The sequence below is a fragment of the Granulicatella sp. 572.rep1_STHE genome, from assembly GCF_001073445.1.
In the GTDB taxonomy this organism is placed as follows: domain Bacteria; phylum Bacillota; class Bacilli; order Lactobacillales; family Aerococcaceae; genus Granulicatella; species Granulicatella adiacens.
In genome coordinates this window covers 1-25,990 of the sequence record NZ_JVBO01000012.1, presented here as the reverse complement: position 1 = coordinate 25,990, position 25,990 = coordinate 1, and the positions used below count along the sequence as shown (strand labels likewise).

General features: G+C 38.0%; 19 protein-coding genes, 1 pseudogene and 1 other annotated feature. Of the genes and pseudogenes, 3 read left to right on the top strand and 17 right to left on the bottom strand.

Annotated features, from left to right (window positions below; all coding sequences use genetic code 11):
* Window positions 1-89 precede the first annotated feature (89 nt).
* Window positions 90-818 carry a GntR family transcriptional regulator gene (locus ADH99_RS01500; protein WP_049555789.1) on the top strand — a complete coding sequence of 243 codons (729 nt, stop codon included), beginning with the start codon at window positions 90-92 and terminating at the stop codon, window positions 816-818.
* An 11-nt stretch (window positions 819-829) separates the two neighbouring features.
* Window positions 830-1,783, top strand: coding sequence for a type I phosphomannose isomerase catalytic subunit (locus ADH99_RS01495; protein ID WP_005605031.1), 954 nt, complete (start codon window positions 830-832; stop codon window positions 1,781-1,783).
* A gap of 46 nt (window positions 1,784-1,829) precedes the next feature.
* On the opposite strand, the gene pepF is transcribed toward ADH99_RS01495, so the two are convergent.
* From pepF to ADH99_RS01415, 16 genes and pseudogenes are all read right to left on the bottom strand, one after another.
* Complete coding sequence (pepF, locus tag ADH99_RS01490; RefSeq protein WP_049555790.1) at window positions 1,830-3,623, bottom strand: oligoendopeptidase F; 1,794 nt, start codon at window positions 3,621-3,623, stop codon at window positions 1,830-1,832.
* 129 nt (window positions 3,624-3,752) lie between these two features.
* Window positions 3,753-4,244 (bottom strand): endolytic transglycosylase MltG, encoded by a 492-nt coding sequence (locus tag ADH99_RS01485; RefSeq protein ID WP_049555791.1) that lies wholly within the window; start codon window positions 4,242-4,244, stop codon window positions 3,753-3,755.
* A 14-nt stretch (window positions 4,245-4,258) separates the two neighbouring features.
* Window positions 4,259-4,750: a helix-turn-helix domain-containing protein gene (locus ADH99_RS01480; protein ID WP_049555792.1), complete on the bottom strand. Its 492-nt coding sequence runs from the start codon at window positions 4,748-4,750 to the stop codon at window positions 4,259-4,261.
* A gap of 214 nt (window positions 4,751-4,964) precedes the next feature.
* A complete protein-coding gene (locus ADH99_RS01475) occupies window positions 4,965-6,158 on the bottom strand; it encodes a toxic anion resistance protein (protein WP_049555793.1) in 1,194 nt (397 codons plus the stop codon).
* 1 nt (window position 6,159) lies between these two features.
* Window positions 6,160-6,837: a 5-bromo-4-chloroindolyl phosphate hydrolysis family protein gene (locus ADH99_RS01470; RefSeq protein ID WP_049555794.1), complete on the bottom strand. Its 678-nt coding sequence runs from the start codon at window positions 6,835-6,837 to the stop codon at window positions 6,160-6,162.
* A gap of 127 nt (window positions 6,838-6,964) precedes the next feature.
* Window positions 6,965-9,754, bottom strand: a complete 2,790-nt coding sequence (gene ileS, locus ADH99_RS01465; protein WP_049555795.1) for an isoleucine--tRNA ligase — start codon at window positions 9,752-9,754, stop codon at window positions 6,965-6,967.
* Between the two features lie 70 nt (window positions 9,755-9,824).
* Window positions 9,825-10,050: a binding site (T-box leader), on the bottom strand.
* Window positions 10,051-10,201: 151 nt separating this feature from the next.
* Window positions 10,202-16,372 (bottom strand): annotated as a pseudogene (locus ADH99_RS01460) (SpGH101 family endo-alpha-N-acetylgalactosaminidase); the annotation flags it as partial.
* Between the two features lie 217 nt (window positions 16,373-16,589).
* Window positions 16,590-17,222: a V-type ATP synthase subunit D gene (locus ADH99_RS01455; RefSeq protein ID WP_082160303.1), complete on the bottom strand. Its 633-nt coding sequence runs from the start codon at window positions 17,220-17,222 to the stop codon at window positions 16,590-16,592.
* Window positions 17,223-17,227: 5 nt separating this feature from the next.
* The gene (locus ADH99_RS01450; RefSeq protein ID WP_005605013.1) at window positions 17,228-18,604 is read right to left on the bottom strand and encodes a V-type ATP synthase subunit B; all 1,377 of its coding nucleotides are present in this window, start codon (window positions 18,602-18,604) and stop codon (window positions 17,228-17,230) included.
* A complete protein-coding gene (locus ADH99_RS01445) occupies window positions 18,597-20,378 on the bottom strand; it encodes a V-type ATP synthase subunit A (protein WP_049555796.1) in 1,782 nt (593 codons plus the stop codon). Before ADH99_RS01445 ends, ADH99_RS01450 begins: the two co-directional genes overlap by 8 nt.
* Before the next feature lie 31 nt (window positions 20,379-20,409).
* A complete protein-coding gene (locus ADH99_RS01440; RefSeq protein ID WP_049555797.1) occupies window positions 20,410-20,721 on the bottom strand; it encodes a V-type ATP synthase subunit F in 312 nt (103 codons plus the stop codon).
* Entirely contained in the window at window positions 20,711-21,712 is a 1,002-nt protein-coding gene (locus tag ADH99_RS01435; RefSeq protein ID WP_049555798.1) for a V-type ATPase subunit, read from the bottom strand. The genes ADH99_RS01440 and ADH99_RS01435 overlap by 11 nt, the downstream gene beginning before the upstream one ends.
* A gap of 11 nt (window positions 21,713-21,723) precedes the next feature.
* Window positions 21,724-22,308: a hypothetical protein gene (locus ADH99_RS01430; protein WP_049555799.1), complete on the bottom strand. Its 585-nt coding sequence runs from the start codon at window positions 22,306-22,308 to the stop codon at window positions 21,724-21,726.
* Between the two features lie 14 nt (window positions 22,309-22,322).
* A complete protein-coding gene (locus tag ADH99_RS01425; protein WP_005605008.1) occupies window positions 22,323-22,805 on the bottom strand; it encodes a V-type ATP synthase subunit K in 483 nt (160 codons plus the stop codon).
* Window positions 22,806-22,822: 17 nt separating this feature from the next.
* Window positions 22,823-24,787 (bottom strand): V-type ATP synthase subunit I, encoded by a 1,965-nt coding sequence (locus tag ADH99_RS01420; protein ID WP_049555800.1) that lies wholly within the window; start codon window positions 24,785-24,787, stop codon window positions 22,823-22,825.
* On the bottom strand, window positions 24,774-25,100 hold the full coding sequence (locus tag ADH99_RS01415) for a hypothetical protein (RefSeq protein ID WP_005605006.1): 327 nt from the start codon (window positions 25,098-25,100) through the stop codon (window positions 24,774-24,776). The genes ADH99_RS01420 and ADH99_RS01415 overlap by 14 nt, the downstream gene beginning before the upstream one ends.
* A 230-nt stretch (window positions 25,101-25,330) precedes the next feature.
* Here ADH99_RS01415 and ADH99_RS01410 point away from each other — a divergent pair, with 230 nt between their 5' ends.
* A complete protein-coding gene (locus ADH99_RS01410) occupies window positions 25,331-25,675 on the top strand; it encodes a hypothetical protein (RefSeq protein ID WP_049555801.1) in 345 nt (114 codons plus the stop codon).
* Between the two features lie 95 nt (window positions 25,676-25,770).
* Here ADH99_RS01410 and ADH99_RS01405 read toward each other — a convergent pair.
* A partial coding sequence (locus tag ADH99_RS01405) for an IS3 family transposase (protein ID WP_049555916.1) occupies window positions 25,771-25,990 on the bottom strand: 220 nt, incomplete at its 5' end.

Sequence of the window (25,990 nt, the reverse complement as noted above, 5' to 3'; positions counted from 1 at the left end):
ATTTATAAATAGTATTCGAATAATCGATTTTGCCTATTCATTCTACATTTGTTATAATATAGCTAAGTTTAGAGAAAGGATGACATTCGATGAGCGTAAAATATTTACAGATTTACCATGCGATTCGTGAAAAGATTTTAAGTAACGAATACGCCATTAACCAACAATTACCCGATGAAATCACATTAACGAAAGAATTTAATAGCAGTCGAATGACGGTCAAGAAAGCATTAGACTTACTCGTTTCTGAAGGGCTTATCTTCAGAAAACGCGGCCAAGGTACATTTGTCCTCTCTCGTGGTACGTCGAAACGAAAACTCATCGTTCCAGAACGTGATATTAAAGGACTGACGAAGATTTCTGAGGATACACACTCTACTGTTGAATCCAAAATTATTCATTTTAAATTAGAGTTTGCTTCTGAATTCCTTGCAGAAAAATTACAAGTACCAGTGCAAAGTCCTGTTTATAATATTCATAGACTTCGCATCATCGACGGCAAGCCGTACGTATTAGAACAAACCTATATGAGTACAAGCGTCATTCCAGGGATTACGGAAGAAGTTTTATTAAACTCCATCTATCAATATATTGAAGGTCCATTAGGCTTGCGCATTGCAAGTGCTACTAAAATCTTACGTGCAGCACCTAGTTCAGAAGATGAGCAAGACTATTTACAACTCCTTCCAACAGAGCCTGTCTTTGAAGTAGAACAAGTGGCCTACCTCGATAATGGAACTCCATTTGAGTACTCGATTAGCCGACATAGATACGATCTATTTGAATTTAATTCATTTGCACTAAGACATTCATCATAGGAGGCATAAATATGACAAAACCAATTTTTTTAAATGCTGTTCTTCAAGAGAAAATTTGGGGAGGAACAAAACTAAATTCTCTTTTTAATTTCACTCTCCCTTCTGAGAAAACAGGAGAAGCGTGGATTATTAGCGCGCATCCAAATGGAATTTCAACGATAAAAAGCCCTGCAGAATATGCAGGACAAGGATTAGATGAACTCTATAAAACCCATCCAGAGCTCTTCAATGGGCAACAATTAGCAAGCTTCCCTCTTCTGATTAAGTTACTAGATGCATCCGATGACTTATCAATTCAAGTGCATCCAGATGACGAATATGCGCTGGAACATGAAGGCGAATATGGAAAAAATGAATGCTGGTATGTCGTACAAGCAGAGCCAGGCGCAAAAATTGTCTATGGACATACAGCGATGACTCCTGAAGAATTTGCAGAGAAAATCGACAATGAAGCATGGGGCGACCTATTTACCGAAGTTCCTGTGAAAGCGGGCGATTTCTTCGATGTTCCAAGTGGAACGATTCATGCCATTGGTGGCGGTATTGTGATTCTTGAGACGCAACAAAATTCAGACACGACTTACCGCGTCTATGACTACAAACGCACTGACGACACTGGTAACCCTCGTCCTCTGCATATTCAACAAACAAAAGATGTCACAACGATTCCGCATAGTGTCCCAACAACTAACCAACAAGTGGTGACGACTGACAAGGGAACAAGAACGACTTTTGTAGAGAACAAGTTCTTTACCGTTTGGAAATACGATATCGACGGCGACTACAGCGATGCCCTCTCTTCTACTTATCATCTTGTGACGGTGTTAGACGGAAAAGGAACGCTCACAGTCGATGGAACACAGTATCCAATCCAAAAAGCAGATTCCTTTATTCTTCCTTCTGGAACACCTACACTTCAAATCAACGGATCTGTACAACTGATTGTGTCTCAATCAAACCAATAAAAACGAAAAAAGGTCAACAAGGGATTTCCTTGCTGACCTTAATTTTTTATGCATTCAATTGTTTTGTAATATCTACGATTTCGTCGATTAAGCCACCGATGGTTGCAATCGTATCTTTCAGTGGTGCATCTGTTGAGACATCCACGCCTGCTGCTTTCGCAAGCTCTTCTGCGCTCTTCGTTCCGCCCATCTTCAATACTTCTACCCAAGTGTTTGCTAAACTTGCATCTTTTTGAATCATTTTCGCCACTTGTGTACCAATTGTTAAACCAGCTGAGTAAGTGTATGAGTAAAGTCCCATGTAATAGTGCGGTTGACGCATCCATGTTAACTCTGCTCCTTTGGTAAGAACCACTTCTGGTCCCCAGAATTTCGCAAGAGTTTCTCTAAATAAATCATTTAACGTATCTGCGTCTAAACTCTTACCTGCATCCACTAAGCGGTATACTTCGCGCTGGAAGTACGCTTCTAATAAGTGAGTCACAAAGTTGTGGTAGTACGTTTTAGCGACCATTTGAGAAATAATCCAACGTTTCATACGTAAGTCATCGCCTGCTTTGTTCTTCAAGTAGAACTCAACTAATAATTCGTTTGTTGTAGATGGAGCTTCCACAAAGTACATACTTGGACGACCATCTAGAATATTTTGGTGTTTATACGCCAATTGGAAGTGCCCTGCGTGACCTAATTCATGCGCTAACGTCATGCAGTCATTCATATCTTCTGTAAAGAACATTAAGATAAATGAATTTGCCCCGTAAGGTGATGAACAGAACGCACCAGTACGTTTACCGATTGTTTCAGCGTAGTCAATCCAACGATTGTCGAAGGCTTCCTTCATAATCTTGAGGTAATCTTCTCCTAGAGGTTCTAGCCCTTCTAAGATGTATTGTTTTGCTTCGTCATACGTTACTTTGGCAGCGTATGTTGGATCTACTTCTAGTTTCAAGTCTTCATAACGTACTTCATCTAATTGATAAATTTCTTTGATGAGGCGTGCAAATTTGCGCATATGTGGCGCTAATTCTTCCATGATCACATCGATTTGACGGTCGTATAATTCACGAGAAACTTTTTGACGGTCTAATAAATAATCAATCACTGAATCGAATCCACGCAATGTTGCCATTGTTTTTTCTTTTTGAATTTGTGTGTTATATGCTGAAGCTGTACTGTGTTGGTATTTGCGTAATGTGTCGCTAAATACTTTAAAGGCTTCACGACGGATTGCTGTATTTGGTTCAGATTGCATACGGCCTTCGAAGCTATTGTATGTCATCGGAATCACTTGTCCGTCTGCTTCTACATCTGGGAAGTGCATATCTTTAAATTTGATATCGTTGTACGCTTGGTAGCCAGCATCTAAGGTATTTCCAAGAGCGGCTAGAGTTGCTTCGACGTCTTTTGATAATAAATGCTTTTTATCTTCTAAGAGACGTTCAATATATAAGGCATCTTCTTTATTCAAGCGCGCTTCTTCTAATACTGCATCATCCAATTGGCTTAATTCAGATTCAAAGAAACTTAATTTAGCGTCTAGTCCTGCTAATACTGTACGTGTTTGAGCAGCACGTGTTTGTGCCTCTTTATCTTTTGTATTTGCGCTCACAGCAAGGTTGCAATACGCAGAAATTTTACCGCGTTGTTCTAATAAGGTACGGTAGGTTGCTAAACCAGCATTCACTTGATGTGCTGTTGTAATGTTTCCTTCGTATTCTTTTTGGAAACCATCTACTTTTCCTTTTAAGTCTTCTAACGCTTCGTTAAAAGCTTCTTCTGTTTCAAACAAATGCGATAAGTCCCATGTTTGATTTACATCTACTTGACTTCTTTCAATCATACTCTCACTTCACTTTCTAAAATCGTACTTTCATTGTACCATAGTTTTCATCTAATTTTCAGAAAATTTTAATTTATTTCAATAAAAAAAGTGCTACAGCCTTGAGACTGTAACACTCTGCATTTCTTATTAACGTAACGCACCAATAGCACGTGCGATTTCTTCATTAGAACTTCCTGGTTTAATATCGAAAGTTCCAGTCCAGATGTTTTCTGCAATATTATTTGTTGTTAAGTAATCAACAAATTCTTTGGCACTCTTAATCAATCCAGCTTTTTCTAATTTTTCAGCAACATCATTTGATGATTCACCTTCTTCAACTGTAATAGATACAGGTTTTGAAGATTGAGTAGTTGCTGCTTCTGTTGTTGAAGCTTGAGTCGTAGCTGAAGCACTTGTTGTTGATGCTTTACTACTTGATTCTTTTTCAGCTAATAAAGATTCGTAAGCGGCTTTATAGCTTGCTTCATTTGCTCCTTCAGTAACGATTGGCAAATTCACTGCATCTAATTGGCTTTTCAATGATTGTGGAACTAATGGCCAAATCACTGTTACCAATGCTAAAATTAACGCTGCTACTAAGAAGCCCATTCCTAAAGAACGAAATTTCGTTTTACTCATGTTCTTCTTCCTCCTTATTTCGCATCTGCTTCAAAATAATTATCAATCACTAATTGTACTGTTGAAACAGGCACATTCAATTGCTCAGAAATTGTTTCTACTGAATTTCCATGGCTAAATAATGTAATAATTTGTTGTTTAGTTACATTGTGTAGACGACCAGATTCTTCCACAGCTACTTCTTCTACTGTAGTTACTTCTTCTTCAACAGGAGTCGTTTCTTGAACTACTTCTAAAACTGGTTTTTCAGCTACACGAACTTCTGCTTGTTTTGCAGCGCGAGCTTCTTCGTAAGTTGGCTCAACTGATGGTCCTTTGTAAACAGTTGTTCCTTCTAATTCTTGAATTTTTTTCTTTAATGAATATACTTCACGATTTAATTCTAATAAACCTTCCGCTAATTCATCAATCTCCTCTTCATTTTGATTATCCTTTAAGAATAGTGAAATGAATAAGAAAAATACTGCTAATGCTAATAACGCTAGAACTACAACCCATACGTGCATTTTTTCACCTCATTAAATAATATTTTTTTCCTTTCATCCTATTTTAAATAATGTTAGAGAAAATATCAAGGTTCACGGCAGAGTTTATCATTTTGTTAAGCATTTGTCATAATGTGAAATAAATCGATACTTTACTGAAAAATAAAAATCTTTACCTTATTTCATCCGAATGGAATGAGAAGGTAAAGATTTTTCATTTATCCGAATCCGTTATTTATTGATTGATTCGTTTTTCTTTTTGACTTAATACTAATAAATTTTCTCGAAGTTCTTGCTCCATTTGTGTCAATTCATATTCTGCTTTTCTACGTTTTTGACGACCTTCTTGTTGAATCAAGATCGTTTCTTCTAACGTTTCAATTAAGTCTTGTTGTGTCTTTTGAAGTGTTTCTAAATCGATAATACCTCGTTCATTTTCACGAGCTGTTTCAATCGTCGAAATTTTCAACATTTCCGAATTCTTTTGAATTAATTGGTTCGTTGTTTCAGACACTTGTCGTTGCGCTGTAACCGCATCTTTTTGACGAAGTAATGTCATTGCAATCGCAATTTGATTTTTCCATAAAGGAATCGTTGTTGTAATAGAAGATTGAATTTTTTCTGCTAATGTTTGATTCGTATTTTGAATTAAGCGAATTTGTGGAGCTTGTTGAATCGTCATCTGGCGCGTTAATTTCAAGTCATGATTTCTTTTTTCCAAACGATCAAGGAACTGATGCAAATCATTAACGGTTTGTACATCCATTTGATCTCCAGTTTCTTGTGCTTTCTTCATGGCTTCAGGAATTAATTGTTGTTGCATTTCTTCAATTTTCAATTCCCCTGCAGCAATATAGATGCTTAATGCTTCAAAAAATTCTTTATTCCGTTGATAGAGCTGTTCAAGAGATAAATTATCATTTAATAAGCCATTTTTTTCATGGTCTAATTTCACAGCAATCTTATCCACTTGAGATCCAACTTCTTGATATTTCGATTGCATTTCGTAAATAGATTTCTTCACACGTCCAAAAATTTTACGGAAAATATTAGAGTCCTCTGCCACTAAATCTTGTGGATTCGTCTCGTTGAGGCGCATCATCAATTCATTTAAGGTGTCGCCAATTTCGCCAGTATCTTTATTTTGAACATGGGCAAGCATTGAATGTGAAAACTCCCCTAATTGCTTTTGAGCTCCCGCACCATAACTAATAATGGCTTGCATATTTTTTTCATCGATTTGTTTCGCTAAAGCTCGAGCCTGTTCTTGTTGTTTCTCAGGCAATGAATCCACCAAAGCCTTTTGTGGTTCCACTTGTTCTTGTGGAAAATCAGCCGAAACATCTTGTAAACTTGTATTTTTCACAACATCCTCACCAAAGGGATTTTGAATGAGGGCATCTACCATGCTAGTTTTTTCTTCTGTCATTTTATTTTGCTCCTTTACCTTTTTCTAGAATCTTTCGAGAGACATAGTCCATTTCTGCTTCAGAATTTTGAATTCTATCTTCTTGGAAATGTAAATAATCTTCTTCTAACTTCTCACAAGTGAGTTCAATCTTTTCAGCCAATTCTTGCAACGTTTGATAAGTTTCACTTCCTTTAACGGGTTGCTCACTCATCTTCCGGTAAGCTGAGGTCATTTCTTTTAGCGAAGGTACACAAGTATGCACAAACAAATCTGCATCTGGTAATTTCTCTGGATTTGCCACAAGTTCTCTAAAGTAATCCTTCATTGTTATTGAAGTATTATAGCGATTCGCAATAATTCTGAGTTTTGTATATCCTTGGATATTGTCCTCAATTTCGTTGATTTGATCTTTTACGACCGCCATTTTTTGTCTGAAATATTCAATATCCTGTTTGGAAAGTCCAGATTGTTCATACCCTTCTTGTACTTTAGTGGAAGTCTTTTTCAAAGGTTTCTTTGTTTTTTCAAAAAATGATTGAACCTCCATCTCTCGAGGAAATAGAACAAAAAAGAAAATGGCAAGTAATAAAACAGTTACTACTATCCCTTTTTTCATTGAGCCATCCACATAATCCGCCAATCTATACGTTAACAAGATAAAAAAGCTCAATTTTATTAGTCTAAACCACTGTTTCATGGCATTCCCTCCTTATAGCATTATTGTATCATTCTCATCTTGTTAAACATGGTACTTAAGGCCGATTTTTATATGATTTTTATTCAAAAAAACTGAGCCGAATTTCTCAGTCTCAGTTAAAATTTTACTATTCTGCTTCCGGAACTAATGCTTCTGGGAAGTGTTCACGCACAATTGCTGCACAACGATGACATAAAGTTGGCGCATCTTCTAATGTTCCTACTTCAATCTTCACAGCACGGCAACGTTCACAAGTTTCACCTTTGGCATGTTCAACAACGACTTTCACGCCTTCGCCTTCAACAGCATTCGATGGAGCTTCAACTCCTTCTTGAGCCACTTCTAATTCACTGACGATGAATAATTGAGCGACATTGGTGTTTAAGCCCTCTAATAAAGCACGAACTTCATTAGATGGGTAAAGCGTTACTTTTGCCTCGAAGTTCTTACCGATTAATTTCTCGTTACGAGCTTCTTCTAAAGCTTTCAAAGCAGTGTTACGAACTTTGAAGAATTCAGCCCATTGTGTTAATACTTCTTCTTTGTTTTCGTAATTTTCAACTGCTGGGAAATCAGCTAATTGAACATAAGCTTCTTCTTCCTTCAAGTGTTTCCAAACTTCTTCACTCGTGTGAACTAAGATTGGACTTAGTAATTTCGTTAATTTCACTAAAATATCGTAGATGACTGTTTGCATTGCACGACGTTCGTAGTTATCTTCATGTTCGATATACACAACGTCTTTTGCAAAGTCTAAGTAAAATTGTGATAAATCAACGGTACAGAAGTTCATCACTGTTTGGTAAATAGTTGAGAACTCGTAGCTTTCATACGCTTCTTCAATAGTTTTCACAACATCATTGAAACGAATCATCATGTATTGGTCCACACTACGTAGGTCTTTAAACGCTACGGCATGTTTAGATGGTTCGAAGTCTGTAGTGTTCGCTAACATAAAGCGCATTGTGTTACGAATCTTACGGTATGCTTCAGAGACTTGGTTTAAGATTTCAGTACTGATACGTACGTCTGATTCATAGTCCACAGAAGATACCCATAGACGAATAATGTCTGCCCCTTTTGTTTGCATCTCTTTTGCAGGTGAGATGACGTTTCCTAGAGATTTACTCATCTTCTTGCCTTCCCCGTCCATTACGAACCCTTGAGAAAGAACTGCTTTATAAGGCGCTTGTTTATGAACCGCTACACTTGTTGTTAAACTTGAGTTGAACCATCCACGGTATTGGTCTGATCCTTCTAAGTATAAATCAGCTGGGAATGTTAATTCTGGGCGAATGCTTAATACACCAGCGTGTGAGCTACCTGAGTCGAACCATACGTCCATGATGTCCATTTCTTTTGTAAATGTACCATTTGGACTGCTTGGATGTGTAAATCCTTCTGGTAATAGGTCTTTTGCTTCACGTTCGAACCATACGTCAGAACCGAATTCTTCCACTAATTTAGCAACGTGTTCTGTTGTTTCTGGAGTGATGATTGGTTCTCCGTTTTCAGCGTAGAATACAGGAAGTGGAACACCCCATACACGTTGACGAGAGATTACCCAGTCGCCACGGTCACGAACCATGTTATAAATACGGACTTGACCTGATGGGTGGTACCATTTCACATCATTTTCAATCACATCTAAAATATCTTGACGGAAAGCATCGATTGACGCAAACCATTGTGGAGTTGCACGGAAGATTACTGGTTTCTTCGTTCTCCAGTCATGTGGGTAACTATGCACGAAATAGCTTAGTTTTAGTAATGAACCATTGTCAGCTAACATGTCTGTAATGACTTTATTTGCTTTAGCATAGAACATTCCTTCAAAACCAGGAGCTTCCGCCGTGTAATGACCTTGGTTATCCACTGGTGATAATACATCTAAGTTGTATTTACGTGAATAGTAGAAGTCGTCTTCCCCGTGTCCAGGAGCTGAGTGAACTAAACCAGTACCCGCATCAAGCGTTACGTAGTCCCCTAGCATCACTAGTGATTCACGTTCGTAGAATGGATGCCATGCTGTTGCATATTCCAATTCATTTCCACGGAATTCTTTTACTACTTCCACTGATTCCCAACCAAGAGTTTCAGCAAGTGAGTTCACTAATTCTTTTGCTACTACAAAAGTACCTTTTTCAGTTTTCACTTCTGCGTATACATAGTCAGGATGTACGAAGATTCCTAAGTTTGCTGGAAGTGTCCAAGGAGTTGTTGTCCAAATAACGAATGACGCATCATCAGGTACAACACCTTTTCCGTCTTTGACTTTGAACGCCACATAAATAGATGGGCTTTCTACGTCTTTATATTCGATTTCAGCTTCGGCAAGTGAAGATTCACTTGATGGAGACCAGTAAATAGGTTTTAACCCTTTGTAAATATAGCCGTTTTCCGCCATTTTACCAAATACACGAATTTGTTCTGCTTCGAATTCTGGTTGAAGTGTTAGGTACGGATTATCCCATGTCCCTGTAACCCCTAAACGTTTAAATTCCGCACGTTGGTTGTCCACTTGACGTAATGCGTATTCCGCACATAATTTACGGAATTCAGCAATCGATAATTTTTTACGGTCAACCCCTTCAGCATTCGCAAGAGCTTGCTCGATTGGAAGTCCATGTGTATCCCATCCTGGAACATACGGCGCACGGAATCCGCTCATTGATTTACTACGAACAATAAAGTCCTTTGAAATTTTGTTTAAGGCATGTCCCATATGAAGTGCACCATTAGCATAAGGTGGGCCATCATGAAGAACGAATGATGGTTTCCCTTCATTCTTCGCTTGACGTTGTCCGTATACATCAGCTTCTTCCCATTCTTTTTGATATTCTACTTCTTTTGTTGGTAAGTTCCCACGCATTGGAAATTCTGTTTTCCCAATTTGTAAGGTTTCCTTCATTTTCATCAATTTTCCTCCTTAATTAGACTTCTTTTACAATCATTGTTCCGCAAAATATAAAAAAGCCCCTGCAAACAGCAGGGGCGAAATCAATTCCGCGGTACCACCCATATTTACAAATGATATTCATTTGCCTAGGTAAATTGCTAACGCCATTTAAGCGACCCTTCTTAATCTATCATGTATTTCAGAAAAGTTTCCAAGAGATGATTCTCGTTATAAATAGGGACTGCCAACCTTCCACCTACAATCGGCTCTCTACAAAGTATATTTATACAAGTTGTTCTCTTCATCGAATAGATAAATTTTACGCTATTTCAAATGATTTTGCAACATTTTGCTTTTTTAAAGGAGAAAACCGGCTCACATTGTGAACCGGTTTGAGGGCAGACTATTTTTCATGATTATAAGGGCTGGTTAGGTGGGCCCTTATAGGCAATGATTGTTTCTTTCCTATTCTCTTTTTTTACCTTTTTTCGTAAAGATTAATCCTAATCCACCGAGTGAAGCTAGGATTGCTCCTACTAGACCAGGAGTTGCATCCTCAATACCTGTATTTGGTAAAGCTTCTTTTTCAGATTTAGCACTTGCTTGTTGAGCAGGAGCTGCAGGTGTTTTACCACCTTCGTTTGCTGCAGCTACTACACCACCACGATTTGCTTGAGTGCCAGAATCTACTTGAGCAGAAGAACTATCTGACGCTGATGGATTCACTGGTGCTGTCGGATTACTTGGTGTTGAAGGGTTAGAAGGTACTACTGGATTACTTGGTGTAGCAGGCGATGCAGTTTTAAATGTTACTGCATATAAACTAAAGTGACCTACATGTAATGTTACAGAATTGGCTTCCCCTTTAGTAAATTTAATTGGGCTAGCAGTTTCTCTATCATCAGTTACAAAGTATGCATTATCCACTTCTTTATCTACTGGGAAAGTAACTTTTGCTTCTCCATTTACCGCTACAGCACTTCCATCTTTTGCCGCAAAAGTAATTTCATAAGCTTGGTATTCTTTTCCGTCAAGGCTCTTAATCGTTCCACTTACTTTTTCAACCTTAAGCATCTTAATCTTCTTATCCAAGTATTTAGTTGGAACTTCAACAACTACTGGAGTATCTCCATTTTCGTCTTCAAATCTCGCAATACCTGTCTTCTTATCAATCGTTACCTTCACACCTTCTGTTTCGTATAGAGGTAATTCGATATTTGGTTGATTTGGAGTTGGTTTTTCTGGATCTGGAATTGGCTTCTCTGGATCCGGAGTTGGCTTCTCTGGATCTGGAGTTGGTTTCTCTGGATCCGGAGTTGGTTTCTCTGGATCTGGAGTTGGTTTCTCTGGATCTGGAGTTGGCTTCTCTGGATCTGGAGTTGGTTTCTCTGGATCTGGAGTTGGCTTCTCTGGGTCCGGATTTGGTTGAGGCTCTTCCGTTTCCTTCACTTCTTTCAACTCTTCCACTAATCGTTGAACCGCATTTGGTGTCAATAGATTTTGTTCAGCAAGTCCTTCTTTATAAGCAATGAGTCCAGCTAAGTATTCTTTCACTTCTTTACGGTCAATTTTACTTACTCGATCGATTTCTGCTTTAAGCGCTGACTCATCTACTGGAGTATCGGCTTCCACTGGTAATACAAAGCGTAATTCTGCAGCAGAAATATGTCCATAGTCCCCATAAGTTTCATTACCAGTAAAGATGGCTTTCTTCACTTTAATTGGAGCACCAAAGTTAACAACCTTCGTCTTAGCATCATTTCTCCAACCTTGGAAGCTAAAGTGATGTTCTTTGTCATTTTCATCAATAACTGTTAAACTTCCGCTCATCACACGTCCATTTGCACCAGATTGTCTTGGTACATATTCAAAGCGAGTTGATTCAAGTGGACTCTTAAATGTTACTTTAAGAGATTGTCCTAAGCTATCCACTCCATATGGTGTATGCCACAATGTATTTGGATTGTTATCAAATGCATAGTAAGGATTATCTACATTTTCATAAGGAGCTTCAATTCCTCCGTCGGCAATATCATCCCAAGTAGGACTTGTACGTTTTTCTTGAAGAGCGTCTTTTGCTTCTTGCACTCTTTGTACTAAAGCTTTTGCATCTTCAATACTAATATCATCTTCAGCTTCTAATAGAGCAGCAACTGCATCTTTATACGCATTTAGAGATTCAGATTTGTAATTTCCGTTAACGACAGGTGTGTTCTTTTCAAATGCATCATCAACAATCATCTTACCAGTTAGTTTGATTTCTTCAATTTCAAGGTTATCCATCATGAAGTCTTTATAACCTTTGAAGTTGATTTCGTTATTATTTGTGTCACCTTTTGTATCGGCACCACGAGCATTTGAGTAAATACCAACCCAAGTGTTTCCACCTTTTTCACCTGTTACGTAGAAGCTTACTCTCTTAGGTTTTGAAGATTTTTCCCAAGTATTTTCTAAATCGTATTTTGTTAATTTACTACGACGACTATTTTCTCCATTACCAATTACGAATGAGTATGCCCCATTAGATCCTGCTTCGTAATCGAAAGTTACTTTATAAGTTTTACCTTCTTCAAAGCGGAAGTTTTGAGGAATTGTTTGGTAAACAAGTTTATCATATCCTGATAAACCATTTGTCTTCAATGACCAATCCCCTTCAATTACGTCGTTGACTTTCTTACCATTCCATCCACGTTGAGTATATGGTTCATGTTTTTCAGATAAGTGAGTTCGGTTATCCTGAACCCCTTCTACATCCCCAACTACAAATGGGAAGATTCCTTGAGGCACCTCTTCAAAGTTTTGTTTGAATTTACCAGAACCTGTATCGTGGTTATCACCATACATGACTGATTTATTTTCAAACACACGAATTTCATCGAAGTAAGTTGCTTTTTCATCAGCATCACGACCAAGTTCTAATGTTACGTTAGAAACATCATCCCCTGTAGTAAAGTATACATACATATTTTGGAAGTAACTTGTATTATCGATTGTTGCATTCTTTTTCAATGTGTTATGAGCATGTGCTTGAACATAGTTTTTCGCAATTGATTTATTCGTGTAATTTGAAATTACTTTATCGCCAACGCGAACTGTAATATCTGCACGAGCATCACTACGGTTATCTACCCCTACATAAACTGCATATTTCGTATTTGGTTTCAAATCAGTTAATCGTTGTTTCAAGGTTACTCTTTGTTTGTTTCCTTGAATACGAAGCATTTCGTTTGCACCTTGAGATTTCACAATTTCTGCATGTTCTGCATCTCCTGTTTTTTCCCAATGATCTAATGTTCCACTGTTGAAACCTTGGTCGTAGATGTGTAATCCTTCACTCCATACCATTGTCTTTTTGCCTTGAGGAGCTTTATAAAGTACATATGGTTGGTATGCGTCCCCTGTAATTTGAACCTTACGATCTGCGCCAACTGTTAATTCAACAACATCTTGTTTTCCTTGGTCTGTTAAACGATAGAGGTATACTTTATCTCCAGTCCAATCTTCAGGAAGTGTCCATTCTGTTGTTCCAGTTGTGTTTGTAAAGAAGTACATTTTTTCTTTGTCACCTGTTAAAGGTTTACCATTTTCATCCCAGTTCCATGGAACTAAATAGCTACCACCATTTTCGATGACACGGCCATTTAATGTCGTCACACGTTTACGGTAATCTGGACTATTTGGATCATTAGATTGACGAACGATTTTCACTTCGTCCCCTTTGTCATTTGTTAAATGTACTTCCATTTCTGGTGTCCACTTATAATTTTGACCATTGTCGCTCATTGCAACTGGGTTTCCATTAATCCATTTAGATACTTTGTAGTGTTGGAAATACTTCGTCATAATGTTATTTTCGAAGAGGTTACGAATATATCCTTCGTAGTCGCTTCGACCTTGCCATCCTTCGAAGTCTTTCATATTGTATCCACCAAGTAATGGATAGTTTGCTGCTCCACCGTAGCTTGGATAGTCTCCCACCCATGAATCTTTTTGGTGGTTACGGATGAATCGAGTGATATTTGAGTTGATTCCTTTCAGTGTATATCCACCGTAAGTTAAGTCAGCTGCCCAGTGTTGGAATGTTGAATCGTATTCCGCACCATAACCCCACTCAATTGTCATTCTCCAACCTTGAGAATTAATTTCTTTAGAGATGATATGAGTTGGCCAAGCAGAGTTATCTCCTGATTGTCCATTTCCCCATACGTCTAGATAAATGAAATCAAGTCCTTCTCCTAATTTTTCTTTCAATTCTTTCCAACGTTGGAGACGGTTGTGAGCTAAGTCATAGCTAGCATCAATATTAATCCCTTGGTCTAACCAGTTCCAACCATACATGTAAGTTCCGTCTGGATTCTTACGAAGAATCGCTTCACTAAAGTATTTAGACTCTGGATATGTTTCAGAAGCGTTTACGTGAATACCGATTTTTGCACCGTATTCTCTTGCTCTTGCTAACAGTTTCTTGAAGTCTTCAACTCCACCAATTCTCTTACCGATATCTGCATAGTTTAAGTGACCTGAGTCATGACCTTCACTACCATATCCTTTAAGAAGGATTGATTGACCTAAGCCATCTGTGTGCAAATTAATCTTCTTAATACCATCTAAAGTCATTAAGAATGGGTTTTGCGCTTGAGAAGCGAAGTTCATCGCAATACGATAAGCGACTAAATCTGGAACAGATTCTGCTCCTTTTGGATTGTTCATGATATTACGATATGCAATCGCACCATCTTGCCAGTCCACGACATTATCTTTATTTAAATCTTTTGTAATAACAACTTTTGAACTTGGTAATTCTAAAGTATATTCAGGATATACCAAATTCTTATAAGCACGTTGATACCAATAAGGTGAACTTTGAATTCCTAAGTAGTTCACACCTTCTACTCTTTGTAATGCAGTAGTTAGACGTGCAAAGTCATTTCCTTGATAAGTGAATTGTGAGTTACTCCAAACAGATGCTGACAATTCATTTGAGGAAACAAATCCATACATAAATCCATAAGTATACTCATTCATTTTTCCAGAGTGTAAATCTAAATGGTAATCTCCAGATCTATGAGTGTTTGTAGACATTTGAGCCCCATCAAATTTGGCATTTTGTTTGTTAGAGCCTACTGAAACAAGTGTATTTCCAGGGAATTCAATGGTTTGAATAAGTTTACGAACATTGTCTACCGGTTTGCCCATTTCAACGTTATTTTTATTGACTACTTTAGTAACGTCAAAATGCATTTCGTTTCCAACTAATTGTAATTTAACAGTAATCTCAGCATTGATGAATTCATCATCATTTCTTACTGTCATCACATACTCAGCTGTTTTATCGTCAATTTTACGATATTGAACTTCTGGTTTTACTAAAACGCCATTGATAGACATTTTATCAATCTTTTGAACTTGACCTGTTAATGTCTTACCATCTAATTCATATTCTTTCACACGTGGAAACGCAGTATCAATAATCGCTTTTAATGTTTCAGATTGTAGCGTTTCATAATGAACATCTTGGTCGTTTCTAGCAAGACCATCATCCACTGGATTATTTGGTTCATTATCTTGTCTTACATTTTCTTGGTTATCAGCTTTAATCGATACTGAAGTTAATTCTGATCCCCAAGTACCTGCTTTTAAGTAAACTTTTTTGATACCCGCTAAAGAATTTTTCACTGCCTCTGGGACAACCTCAGTACTAAATAAGTTTTGTCCATTATTCGTTGCGTTTAATTGACCATCTTTTTTATAAACAATAGAAAGATGATTTTCTTCACCAATAGCAGGCGCTTCTACACGAGTCTTGCTATACCAAGTGTTTACACCTGGTCCTTTGTATTGCCAGAACCAACCACCTTTATCGTATCCTACAAAGATATTGTTGTCATTATCTTTATATTTTAGATAGACACCAAATCGAGTTTCAGCAGGTGCTGTATTGGCTTTAAAGGTTAAATCAATGTTGACATTTCCTTCTTCATCTGCTTGTAAGCCTTGTTTTTCGAATAAAGCTTCATTGGCTCCGTTGTCATTAGATGATGTTGAAGTTAATTTATTGTAACGAACGCCACCTTCTTCAACAACCTCTACTTTCCCTTTTACTCTACTAGAAGAATCCCATTCTTTCGTTGGAGCTGTTTTTTCAGTTGCTTCTTTATTTTCTCCAGTAGCAGCTGTTGCAGCTTTTTCTTCTTCAGATTTTTTCTCTACTGTTTTATCTTCTTTTTCTTTTGCTTCCTCAGCTTTAGCACCTGTTTCAGTTTTACCCGTTTCAACATGTTCAGTTGCTGTTGCTTCAGTAGCTTTTTCTTCTTTATTGGTTACTTCTCCAGTTCCTCCTTGAGAAGTTGCTTCAGTACCTTCCTTGGCAGAAGCTTCCGTAACCGGTTTTTCTTCGGAGCTATTCTTAGGTGTCTGCGTGTCTGCTGCTGTTACTTCAGATACCGCTTCCCCTGATTTCTCCTCAGTATTTTGTACAGCTTCATGATTTGGCGCATTTTCAGTTGCAGTTGCAACGACTTCTGTTCCAGCTACTTCAGTAGCAGAAACAGGTTGAAGTGTGCCAAAAAAGAAAGCCCCAATAATCACAGAACAAGTTCCGACCGTGAGCTTTCTTATAGAGAAGCGCTGTCTCTTCTCCATATTTTTGTGTTTATACATAATACCCCTCCTTAATATTATAAAAACGTTTCCATAAATAATTTTAGCATTTTAATAATCTTGGCACATGAACGTTCTTGCTCTTTACTTATACTTTTTTGCTCTTTTTTAAACCGCTTCCATTTTGTTTATTATTTAACAAAACTTAAACGCAAAAAAAATCCTTAGCACAAATAGTGCTAAGGACCTCATTTTATTTTTGTCCCATATCTTTGACTTTCATAATACGGGTAATGCTTGCTCGTTCATTTTCTTCAAGTTTCATTTCGATAAAGTAAATCGTTTCTTCTAATTGTGGGATCAATCGATATTCAAGGGCGTTTACACGACGTCTTGTTTTCTCAATTTCATCTGCAAGAAGTTGGCAAGTTTTTTCAATCTCTGTCAACTCTAGTAGATCATTTAACACATCTGAGATTTGCTCTACAGAATCATCAATCTCACTATTTGAGTTTAAGTAACCATATTTGAAGTCACTTTCCTCATTTTCATCTTTCACAGTGAAATTCATTTCTGGAACATATACACTCATAATGTTCTTTTCTTGAAGATCTAAGGATACGCTTTGGGGTGGAATCGCCACAAGCTCTTCTATGAAAGCTTCTTCTAATGTTGCCTTTGCAAGAACGAAGCTCTTCATTCCTTCTACGAGACGAGTTTCAACCGCATCACGTAACGCATTATTTTTTCGAATTAATTCGATGAACTGACGCATTAACTCATCTTGTTTATCCTTTAGGAGTTTATGCCCCCTTTTTGACACGACAAGACGATGCTTTAATTTCGTCAATTCCATTCGGGTTGGTTTGACATTCAATCGTGTCAAAGGAATCACTCCCCTTCCGGAAGGTATTCATCTAATAACTCATCCTTAATCCGTTTCAATTCCGTACGAGGGAGGATTGATAAAAGTTCCCATCCAAGGTCTAATGTTTCTTGGATTGAACGGTTCGTGTAGAAACCTTGTCCAACATATTCACGTTCAAAGCGTTCTGTGAATTCTACATATTTCTTATCCGTTTTTGATAATGCAGATTCTCCTAATACAACTGCAAGTTCTTTAGCTTGTTTACCAGTCGCATAAGCCGCGAACAATTGGTTCATCGTTGGGGCGTGGTCCTTACGAGTTTTTCCTTCACCTGAACCTTTATCTTTTAGACGAGATAATGAAGGTAATACATTAATTGGAGGTTGAATCCCTTGTTTATCAAGAGCACGGTCCAAAATGATTTGTCCTTCTGTAATATATCCTGTTAAGTCAGGAATTGGGTGAGTAATATCATCTTCAGGCATTGAAAGGATTGGAATTTGCGTTACTGATCCTGGTTTTCCAACGATACGTCCTGCACGTTCGTAAATAGTAGAAAGGTTTGTATATAAGTAACCTGGGTATCCACGACGTCCTGGAACTTCACGACGAGCCGCTGAAATTTCACGAAGCGCTTCACAATAGTTGGTCATGTCTGTCATGATAACCAGTACATGCATTCCTTTTTCAAAGGCTAAGTACTCAGCTGTTGTTAATGCGATTTTTGGAGTCGCAATACGTTCAATCGCTGGGTCGCTGGCTAAGTTTAGGAACATGACTGAACGGTCAATCGCCCCTGTCTTACGGAAATCTTCCATGAAGTATTCTGCTTCGTCGAAAGTAATCCCCATTGCAGCAAATACTACCGCGAATTTTTCGTCGCTATTTAATACAGTCGCTTGACGTGCGATTTGGGCTGCTAACTCTTTGTGAGGAAGCCCTGAACCAGAGAATACTGGTAATTTTTGTCCACGAACAAGAGTGTTCAAGTGGTCAATCGCAGAAATCCCTGTTTGGATAAATTCATCCGGATAGTCACGAGAAACTGGGTTAATCGCTTGTCCGTTTACGTCTAAAGTCGCTTCTGGAAGGATTTCTGGGCCGTCATCCATGACGTTCCCCATCCCATCGAAAATACGACCAATCATGTCTTCAGATACGTTTAATGATAATGGTTTACCGCGGAAACGTACTTTTGTATCACGAATGTTGATACCGCTAGGTCCTTCGAAAATTTGAACCATTGCTTTATCTTCGTTTACTTCCAGTACTTGTCCATGACGTAATTCACCATTTTGTAATTGGATTTCAACCAACTCATCATATTTAACGCCTTCGACTTGTTCAACCATCATTAAAGGGCCAACAACTTCACTAATCGTACGATACTCTTTAAGCATGTGTCATCCCTCCATGTTGAATTGTTTTTTCGATATCTGTTTTAATTTGCTCTCTGATTTCATCGAAGCGAGCAATTTCAGATTCTGGAATATATTTTGAACGTGCGATACGGTCACGCACATCTTCTGTTCCGTCGATAATCTCAGCATAGTATGAACCGAGTTTCATCGCACGTCGCGCTTCTTTTTCAAATGTCAAGATGAGTTCTAACATACGATATTGTTTCTCACGAGAGGTGAATGTATCGACATCGTCAAATGCATTTTGTTGTAAGAAGTCTTCACGAAGAGATTTCGCAATCGTCATTGTTAAACGGTCACGTTCAGATAATGATTCAAGACCAACTAAACGAACGATTTCTTCTAAGCTTGCTTCTTCTTGTAAAGTGTTCATGGCATGTTGCACATATTCAGACCAGTTTGCATGAACGTTTTCGTCCATGTATTTACCCACTTCTGGATCATACAATGAGTAAGATGTTAACCAGTTCATAGATGGGAAGTGACGTTTTTGGGCCAATGTTGCATCTAATCCCCAGAATACTTTAGCTACACGCAATGTATTTTGTGTTACAGGTTCTGAAGTATCTCCCCCTGGAGGTGATACGGCACCGATTGCTGTAATGGTACCTTCACGGCCATCGCTACCTAATGTTTCAACACGTCCAGCACGTTCGTAGTATTCTGCGATACGGCTTCCTAAGTATGCTGGGTAACCTTCGTCCCCTGGCATTTCTTCTAGACGTCCAGACATTTCACGAAGCGCTTCTGCCCAACGTGAGGTTGAGTCCGCCATAATAGCTACGTTATAACCCATATCACGGAAGTATTCCGCAATCGTGATACCTGTATAAATAGACGCTTCACGAGCCGCTACAGGCATGTTAGAAGTGTTTGCGATTAAGATGGTACGTTCCATGATCGATTCGCCCGTTGTTGGGTCAATCAATTCTGGGAACTCATTCAATACGTCAGTCATTTCGTTTCCACGTTCTCCACAACCTACGTATACCACGATATCCACGTCTGCCCATTTTGCGATTTGGTGTTGCACCACTGTTTTACCAGCTCCGAATGGTCCTGGTACAGCTGCTGCTCCCCCTTTTGTTACTGGGAAGAAAGTATCGATAACACGTTGTCCTGTTAACATTGGAACTTCCGTATTTTTCTTTACTTTATAAGGACGACCACGACGTACTGGCCAACGTTGGATTAAGTTGAAATCACGTACGCCTGATTCTGTTTCAATTTGGTACACTGTATCTTCAATTTTGAAGTTTCCGGCTTCCACTTTCGTTAATTTTCCTTTAACACCATAAGGCACCATGATTTTATGTTGTACAACTTTTGTTTCTTGTACATAACCGATAATGTCTCCGGCTTCTACTTCTTGACCCACAGCTAGTGTAGGAATGAATTCCCACTCTTTTTCACGGTCAAGTGGATCCACGTTTGTACCGCGGACTAAGAAGTCACTTTGTGATACTTCTTTAAATTTATTGAGGGGACGTTGAATCCCATCAAACATTTGAGATACAATCCCTGGCGCCAATTCAACAGATAATGCTTCCCCTGTTGTTTCGACGGGTTCTCCTGGTCCAATTCCTGAAGTTTCTTCATATACTTGAATCGATGCGATATCTTTACGCATTTCGATGATTTCACCGATAAGGCCTAAATGTCCTACTCGACAAATATCTTGAATATTCGCATCTTCCATTCCTTCAGCAGTCACAAGAGGACCTGATACTTTTACGATTCTTCCGATCTTCACTGAGGTACCTCCCTTAGGTTTAATTGGTTGGTTATAAGATGTTTTGTCCAACCGCTTTTTCAACATTTTCTTGAATTCTTGATTTTCCAATTCCTAAAGATCCTTTATGGTTTGGAATAAGGATGATGGCTGGTGAAATTTCTGCATCATAACGACGAATTGTTTCCGGAATCTGACTAGCAATAGCTTCCGTTACATAAATAATCCCAACTTGATCTCCAGCAAGTTCATCAATCGTCTTGCGTGCACTTTGCGCTTCATGGCAAGGATACACGTCAAACCCTAAAATTTTAAAAGGAAGGATGGAATCTTTGTCGCCCACTACGGCAATTTTATGAGACATAAACTGGTCGCATCCTTTCTCTTAATTGTTCTTCAGTAAACTCATTGTCCACACCAACCAGTAATAGACGAAGGTTTTTCACTTCCATCTCTAACGCATGAATATACGCAAGACTTGGCAGTGGTCCAAATGGTTCAAAAGTTGCTTCTTCTAGAATGTGATAAATCAATTCTTCTTTTAATAATTCCAATGCAAAAACTGGATGTTCTTCCTGTTCTAAAATCGCAACAATCTTGTCATAGTATGGAACATGACGATATAGGTCAATAAGAGCCCCTGTGCCCTTTTCAAGCACTTCGTCGATTAATAATGTCTTATCGACTGTTCCTTCGCTAGACAATACCCCAATTAAGAATGAGCGTGATTGTTTTTGCTTTGCAGCACGGATTAAGATAGTGATATTCTCCAAATCAATCATAATGTTCACGATTTGATGGATGACTTCTTGATTCATAGTACGGTCGATGAGTCGAAGATGTTTGAAATAGTAGCGATCCATAAATACATCGGCAGCTTCTAAGCGGCCAAAGTTTTCAAAATCAGCATACGCTTCACGAACACCTTCAATCATAATATCTGGTACATCGAGTGAATCTTGAGTTTCGACTAATTGATTTAAGGTTTCGAAAGAATAACGACCTAACGGAACACATAAATGCTTTAAGTCTTTTCCAGAGAACTTCGATTTCAGAAGAACTTTTAAATTATGGTAAGTGTAACGAATCGAGAATACATCAAGCAGTGATGCATCCGGAATGAGTTCTAACACCTCATCATAGTTGCGCTTCAAATGGGCATCTAAGACTGGATCGAACTGTCTTGATTCGAGAACTTCTTGTACATCTACCTCATAACTTGTCTTTTGCAAGGCTTCTAATGCTTGTTGTAAGGATTTAGATACGAGAATCCCATTCAATTGTTCCTTGGACAGTAATTGCTGTTCAAGAATACGAACGGTCGTATTCACTCCTGAATAGGCTAAATCATTCATTCCATCCCTCCTTACCCAATGAATGCTTTTCTAGCTAAGATAGGTGAATATTCTTCTTTTAAATCTTCAATTAATGCTTCGAATAAATAGTTATATTCGATACCTTCTTGTTTCAACACAAATCCTGCTTTCTTTGGAAGAGTTGCTGCGTCGATGTGAACGAAATTAAATTGCGAAGTTAACGCAGTTTTGTCTTCCTCGCTCAAACGAGAAACAGTTTCCTCTCCAAAAGTAAGTGTTGTTTGTTGTTTTTTTGGTAATTTGCGAATAGCTGACTCGATAAAGAGACGTAATGTTTCCCCGCTCCAGGTAGACATTACTTGTAGAACGTCCTCAAATACACTCTCAAGAAGTTCACGTTTAACGCGCAAGACTTCTTTTTTACTTGCGTTCAAAATAGTCTGTTGCTCTTTTTCGTATTGTGATTTTGCTTCTTGTTTTAATGCAGTTTTCTTCGCCATTTCTTGTTGCGAATATTGTGCATTCATTTGATTGATACGTTCTTCTTGTTCTTTAGTAGCAACCTCAATTCGCTGCTTTGATTCTTTTTCTAAATCCGCTAGAATAAGTTGTTTTAGTTGCTCTAAATCTTTCAAGAATACCCCTCCTCTTAACCTTTGTTAATGATAATTAAGATAGAAGCAAGTAATCCTAAGATTGCGTAAGTTTCAACCATTGCGGCAAAGATAATCCCTTTAGTTGATTCTTCAGGTTTTTTCGCTAAGATTTGTACACCTGCTGCTGCTACTTTACCTTGGGCAATCCCTGAGAATAAACCAGTGAATGCGATTGGTAAAGCTGCCATGAATAAGTATAAACCAGCTGCTAAAGTCATTGAAGCTGACATGTTAATCATGATGAAGAAGGCAACGATAAATCCGTAGATCCCTTGTGTACCAGGTAATAGTTGTAAGATTAATGCTTGAACGAATTTTTCAGGTTGTTCTTTAATTAAGGCAGCAGCTGCTTCACCGGCAATCCCTACCCCTTTCGATGATCCAATCCCTGAGAAGATAATGGCAATTGCCATCCCTAGAGCAGCAAAGATTTGCCCTCCACCATTTTCAGCGAAAAATGTTAACCAGTTTGTCATAATTATATTTCCTCCATTTATTCTGATTTCTGTTGTTTCATATCAACGTATTTTTCATATGTTTTGAACGGTTTTAATGCGTGTCCGCCACCGTCGTAGAATTTACCAAAGAATTCAACGAACTGTAGACGTAAGCCGTGAACGTAAGCTCCAAGGAATGAAAGGAAAATATTCAACCCTTGTAAGGCTACGATTAAGAAGATACCTGCTGTAAAACGTGCAACTGGTGGAAGGAATCCTACCAACATATTGAACGCACTTGCGATACTTCCCCCTGATACAGCTAGAGCCATTAAACGCGTGTAACTCACGACGTCTGCTACGTATCCACTAATTCCGTACAAGTTATATAGACCGCTCGCTAAACCGCCCCACTTGTTTTCGCTCGTTAGGACAGTTACGACTACAATCGCAACGGCTGCGATAATCGCAATCGATGAACCGATTGTCGCAATCCAAGAAATATTGAGTACCATTGAGCCTAATACATAAAGAATGATACCTGTAATAATGGCTAACCATCCAAGATGACTCGTGTAAGCATCGGCATATGCTTTTTTCTTTAGATTTGAGTAAGCCCCTAGTGATAAGCCGACCATAATCTGAATAACCCCGAAGATAATCGATAAGATCATAATCGTAATAAGGTCATTTGAGAGTGATAGTGGCTGGAATGGTAAATCCGCACCAAATGCTGATCCAAATATAATCCCCCAAATCATAACGGGGTAGCTTAATAAGTGGAAGAACTTCAAGTTGCGTTTCATTCCTTTATCAAAATGGAAGAACTTCAACATGATGAATGTTCCCAACCAGAGAAGTGCTCCGTATCCTAAGTCCGCTGCCATCATTCCGAAGAATGCAAGATAGAATGGCGCAGTATAAGGAGTTGGATCTAATTCTCCGTATTTTGGTAATCCATACATTTCTGTTAGGTTTTCGAATGGTTGTAAGAAGGCATTGTTTTCTAAAACCGTTGGCACTTCTTCGTATTCCTCTTCAGCAATCTCGAGTGGTAAGAAGACATATTCGCCTTCTCCTAATTTTTCCTTGAGTTGAACTTCAACGTCATCGACTGCTCTTGTAGTTAACCATCCTTGAAGCACGAATACATGTTGACCATTCACTAATTCATTTTTGGCTTGTTCTTTTTGTAATTCGTTATAGGTAACTTCGGCAGAAAGCTGTAACTTGCGAAGAAGATCTTTTTCTTCTTGTAAGTCGTCTAACACTTTCTTTTTAGCCTCAACAACGGCTTTTTGCGTTTCCAGATTTTTCTTTAACTCAATAGAAGGAGCTTCCTCAAAGGCGTACCATACAATACTGAAATGTGCTTTAGCAAGTTCTGTTTTGGCTTCTAATTGTGCCTTTCTTGGATAGGTCACAAGAAGTCCGATTTCCTCACGCGTATGATACACTTCATGAACAGAAATCAGATCACTATTCTTCAAAATTTCTAAGTATGCATTATCCACTGCTTGAGGAATGACACCCATCTTTGTCTTCGTATAAGGATGTTTGAAAATATCTTTTGGATAAAAATCAAGAACACTCCACTTACGTAACAGCGTTTCTTTTTCTCTCAGTTCTTTTAATTCATCCTCTTTTTTGCGTAAAGAAGAACGAATATTTTCAACATGTTGAACGAGCTCATCCGTATTCCACTTTGAAACTTCCTCTTGAAGTTCAGAGAGTGTAAACTGTTCTCTTGCAATTTTTAACTTTTGAATCATTGAAGGTTGCTTTTGATTTTTTTCAACAAAAGCAATCGCTGCATTAATTCCTTCGAACTGTTGTTGAAGAGTATTTACTTCTTGTTCATCAGCATCTTTTAAAACGATGGATTTTTGTATAAATAGTTCTTTTGCCTGTTCTAGCGAGGTTACTTCTAAAGATTGTAATTCTTGAATAGCATCTAATAAGTCATTTTGCTTTTCTGTAGGAGCAATTAACATGACTTTATTCATTTTAGCTATCGCCATATCTCTTCAACACCTCCTTCACAGTATCCTGAACTAAATCCTGCTTCAGATTATTGAAACGTTCTGTTAACGCATGAATTTCTGCTTTTTCTTCCTCTTTCACTTTCGCTTCAAAAGCCACTCTCTTTTGTTGATTTTTTTCTTTCAACTCCTTAGCGTAAACTTCTAACGATTGTTCCATATTCGATTTTGCTTCATTCACTCTTTGATCTGTTGCTGCTTTCGTTTCAGAAAGCTTTTCGTCGAATTTTTCCTTCAACGCTTTCGCTTCAGATTCAATCGCTAAAACAGAATTTAGAATCTCTTGACTCATGTGACACCTCCAATCCATTCGTTTTCACGAATAGTAAAATGCTTTCCTTACCATTATAAACTTTCTTTTGCTAGGTATCAAACGATAATTTACCAGTATTCTCGGGCAAAATGAAACTTTATAAATAGGAAGAAACACATCTTTTTTTTGAAATTTTTTTCTTTTCTATTGCTTTTTAGAACATTTGTTCGTATAATAAATATGCAAACAAATGTTCGGAGGTATCGAAAATGGAACAACGCAAAACACCATTCACATCATTTATCAAACCATTATTAAACAAATTACACGTTTCTGAAGAAGAATATGAAGAACGAGACATCTTCTTTAAACCAACTATCATGCCACTGATTGATGTAGTGGAACAAATTCACCATAGTTATTATTTTAAGACACCGATTGTTCTTCACTTCGAAAAATATGACAAGGCTGGGAATTTGATTACTTTTACTAAAAACGGATTGATTAAAAGTCCTATCCAAATGAATAATCACTTTGTTTTCTTAGAGCAAGAAACTGGGATTACCCATATTCTCAATGTAGAACAAATCGTTGCTTGCATGGAAATCGATTAACAAAAATACCATATATGGTATTTTTCTACTTCAGTTAAACTGAAAAAGGAACTCACAAACATGATATGTACCCAGATTCCTGGACACATTAATAATTAAGCTGAACGCATGGATGTTTCCCTGTATTGAACAGGGGACATCCATTTTGTTTTTTCTTGAATTCTTTTGTTATTGTAATAATCTATATAATCTTTAACTGCCGTTTGAAATTCCTTAAAGGTAGAATATTCCTTTTCCAAACCATAGAACATTTCGTTCTTCATTCTGGCGAAAAACGTTTCTATAATGCAATTATCATAACAATTTCCTTTTCGA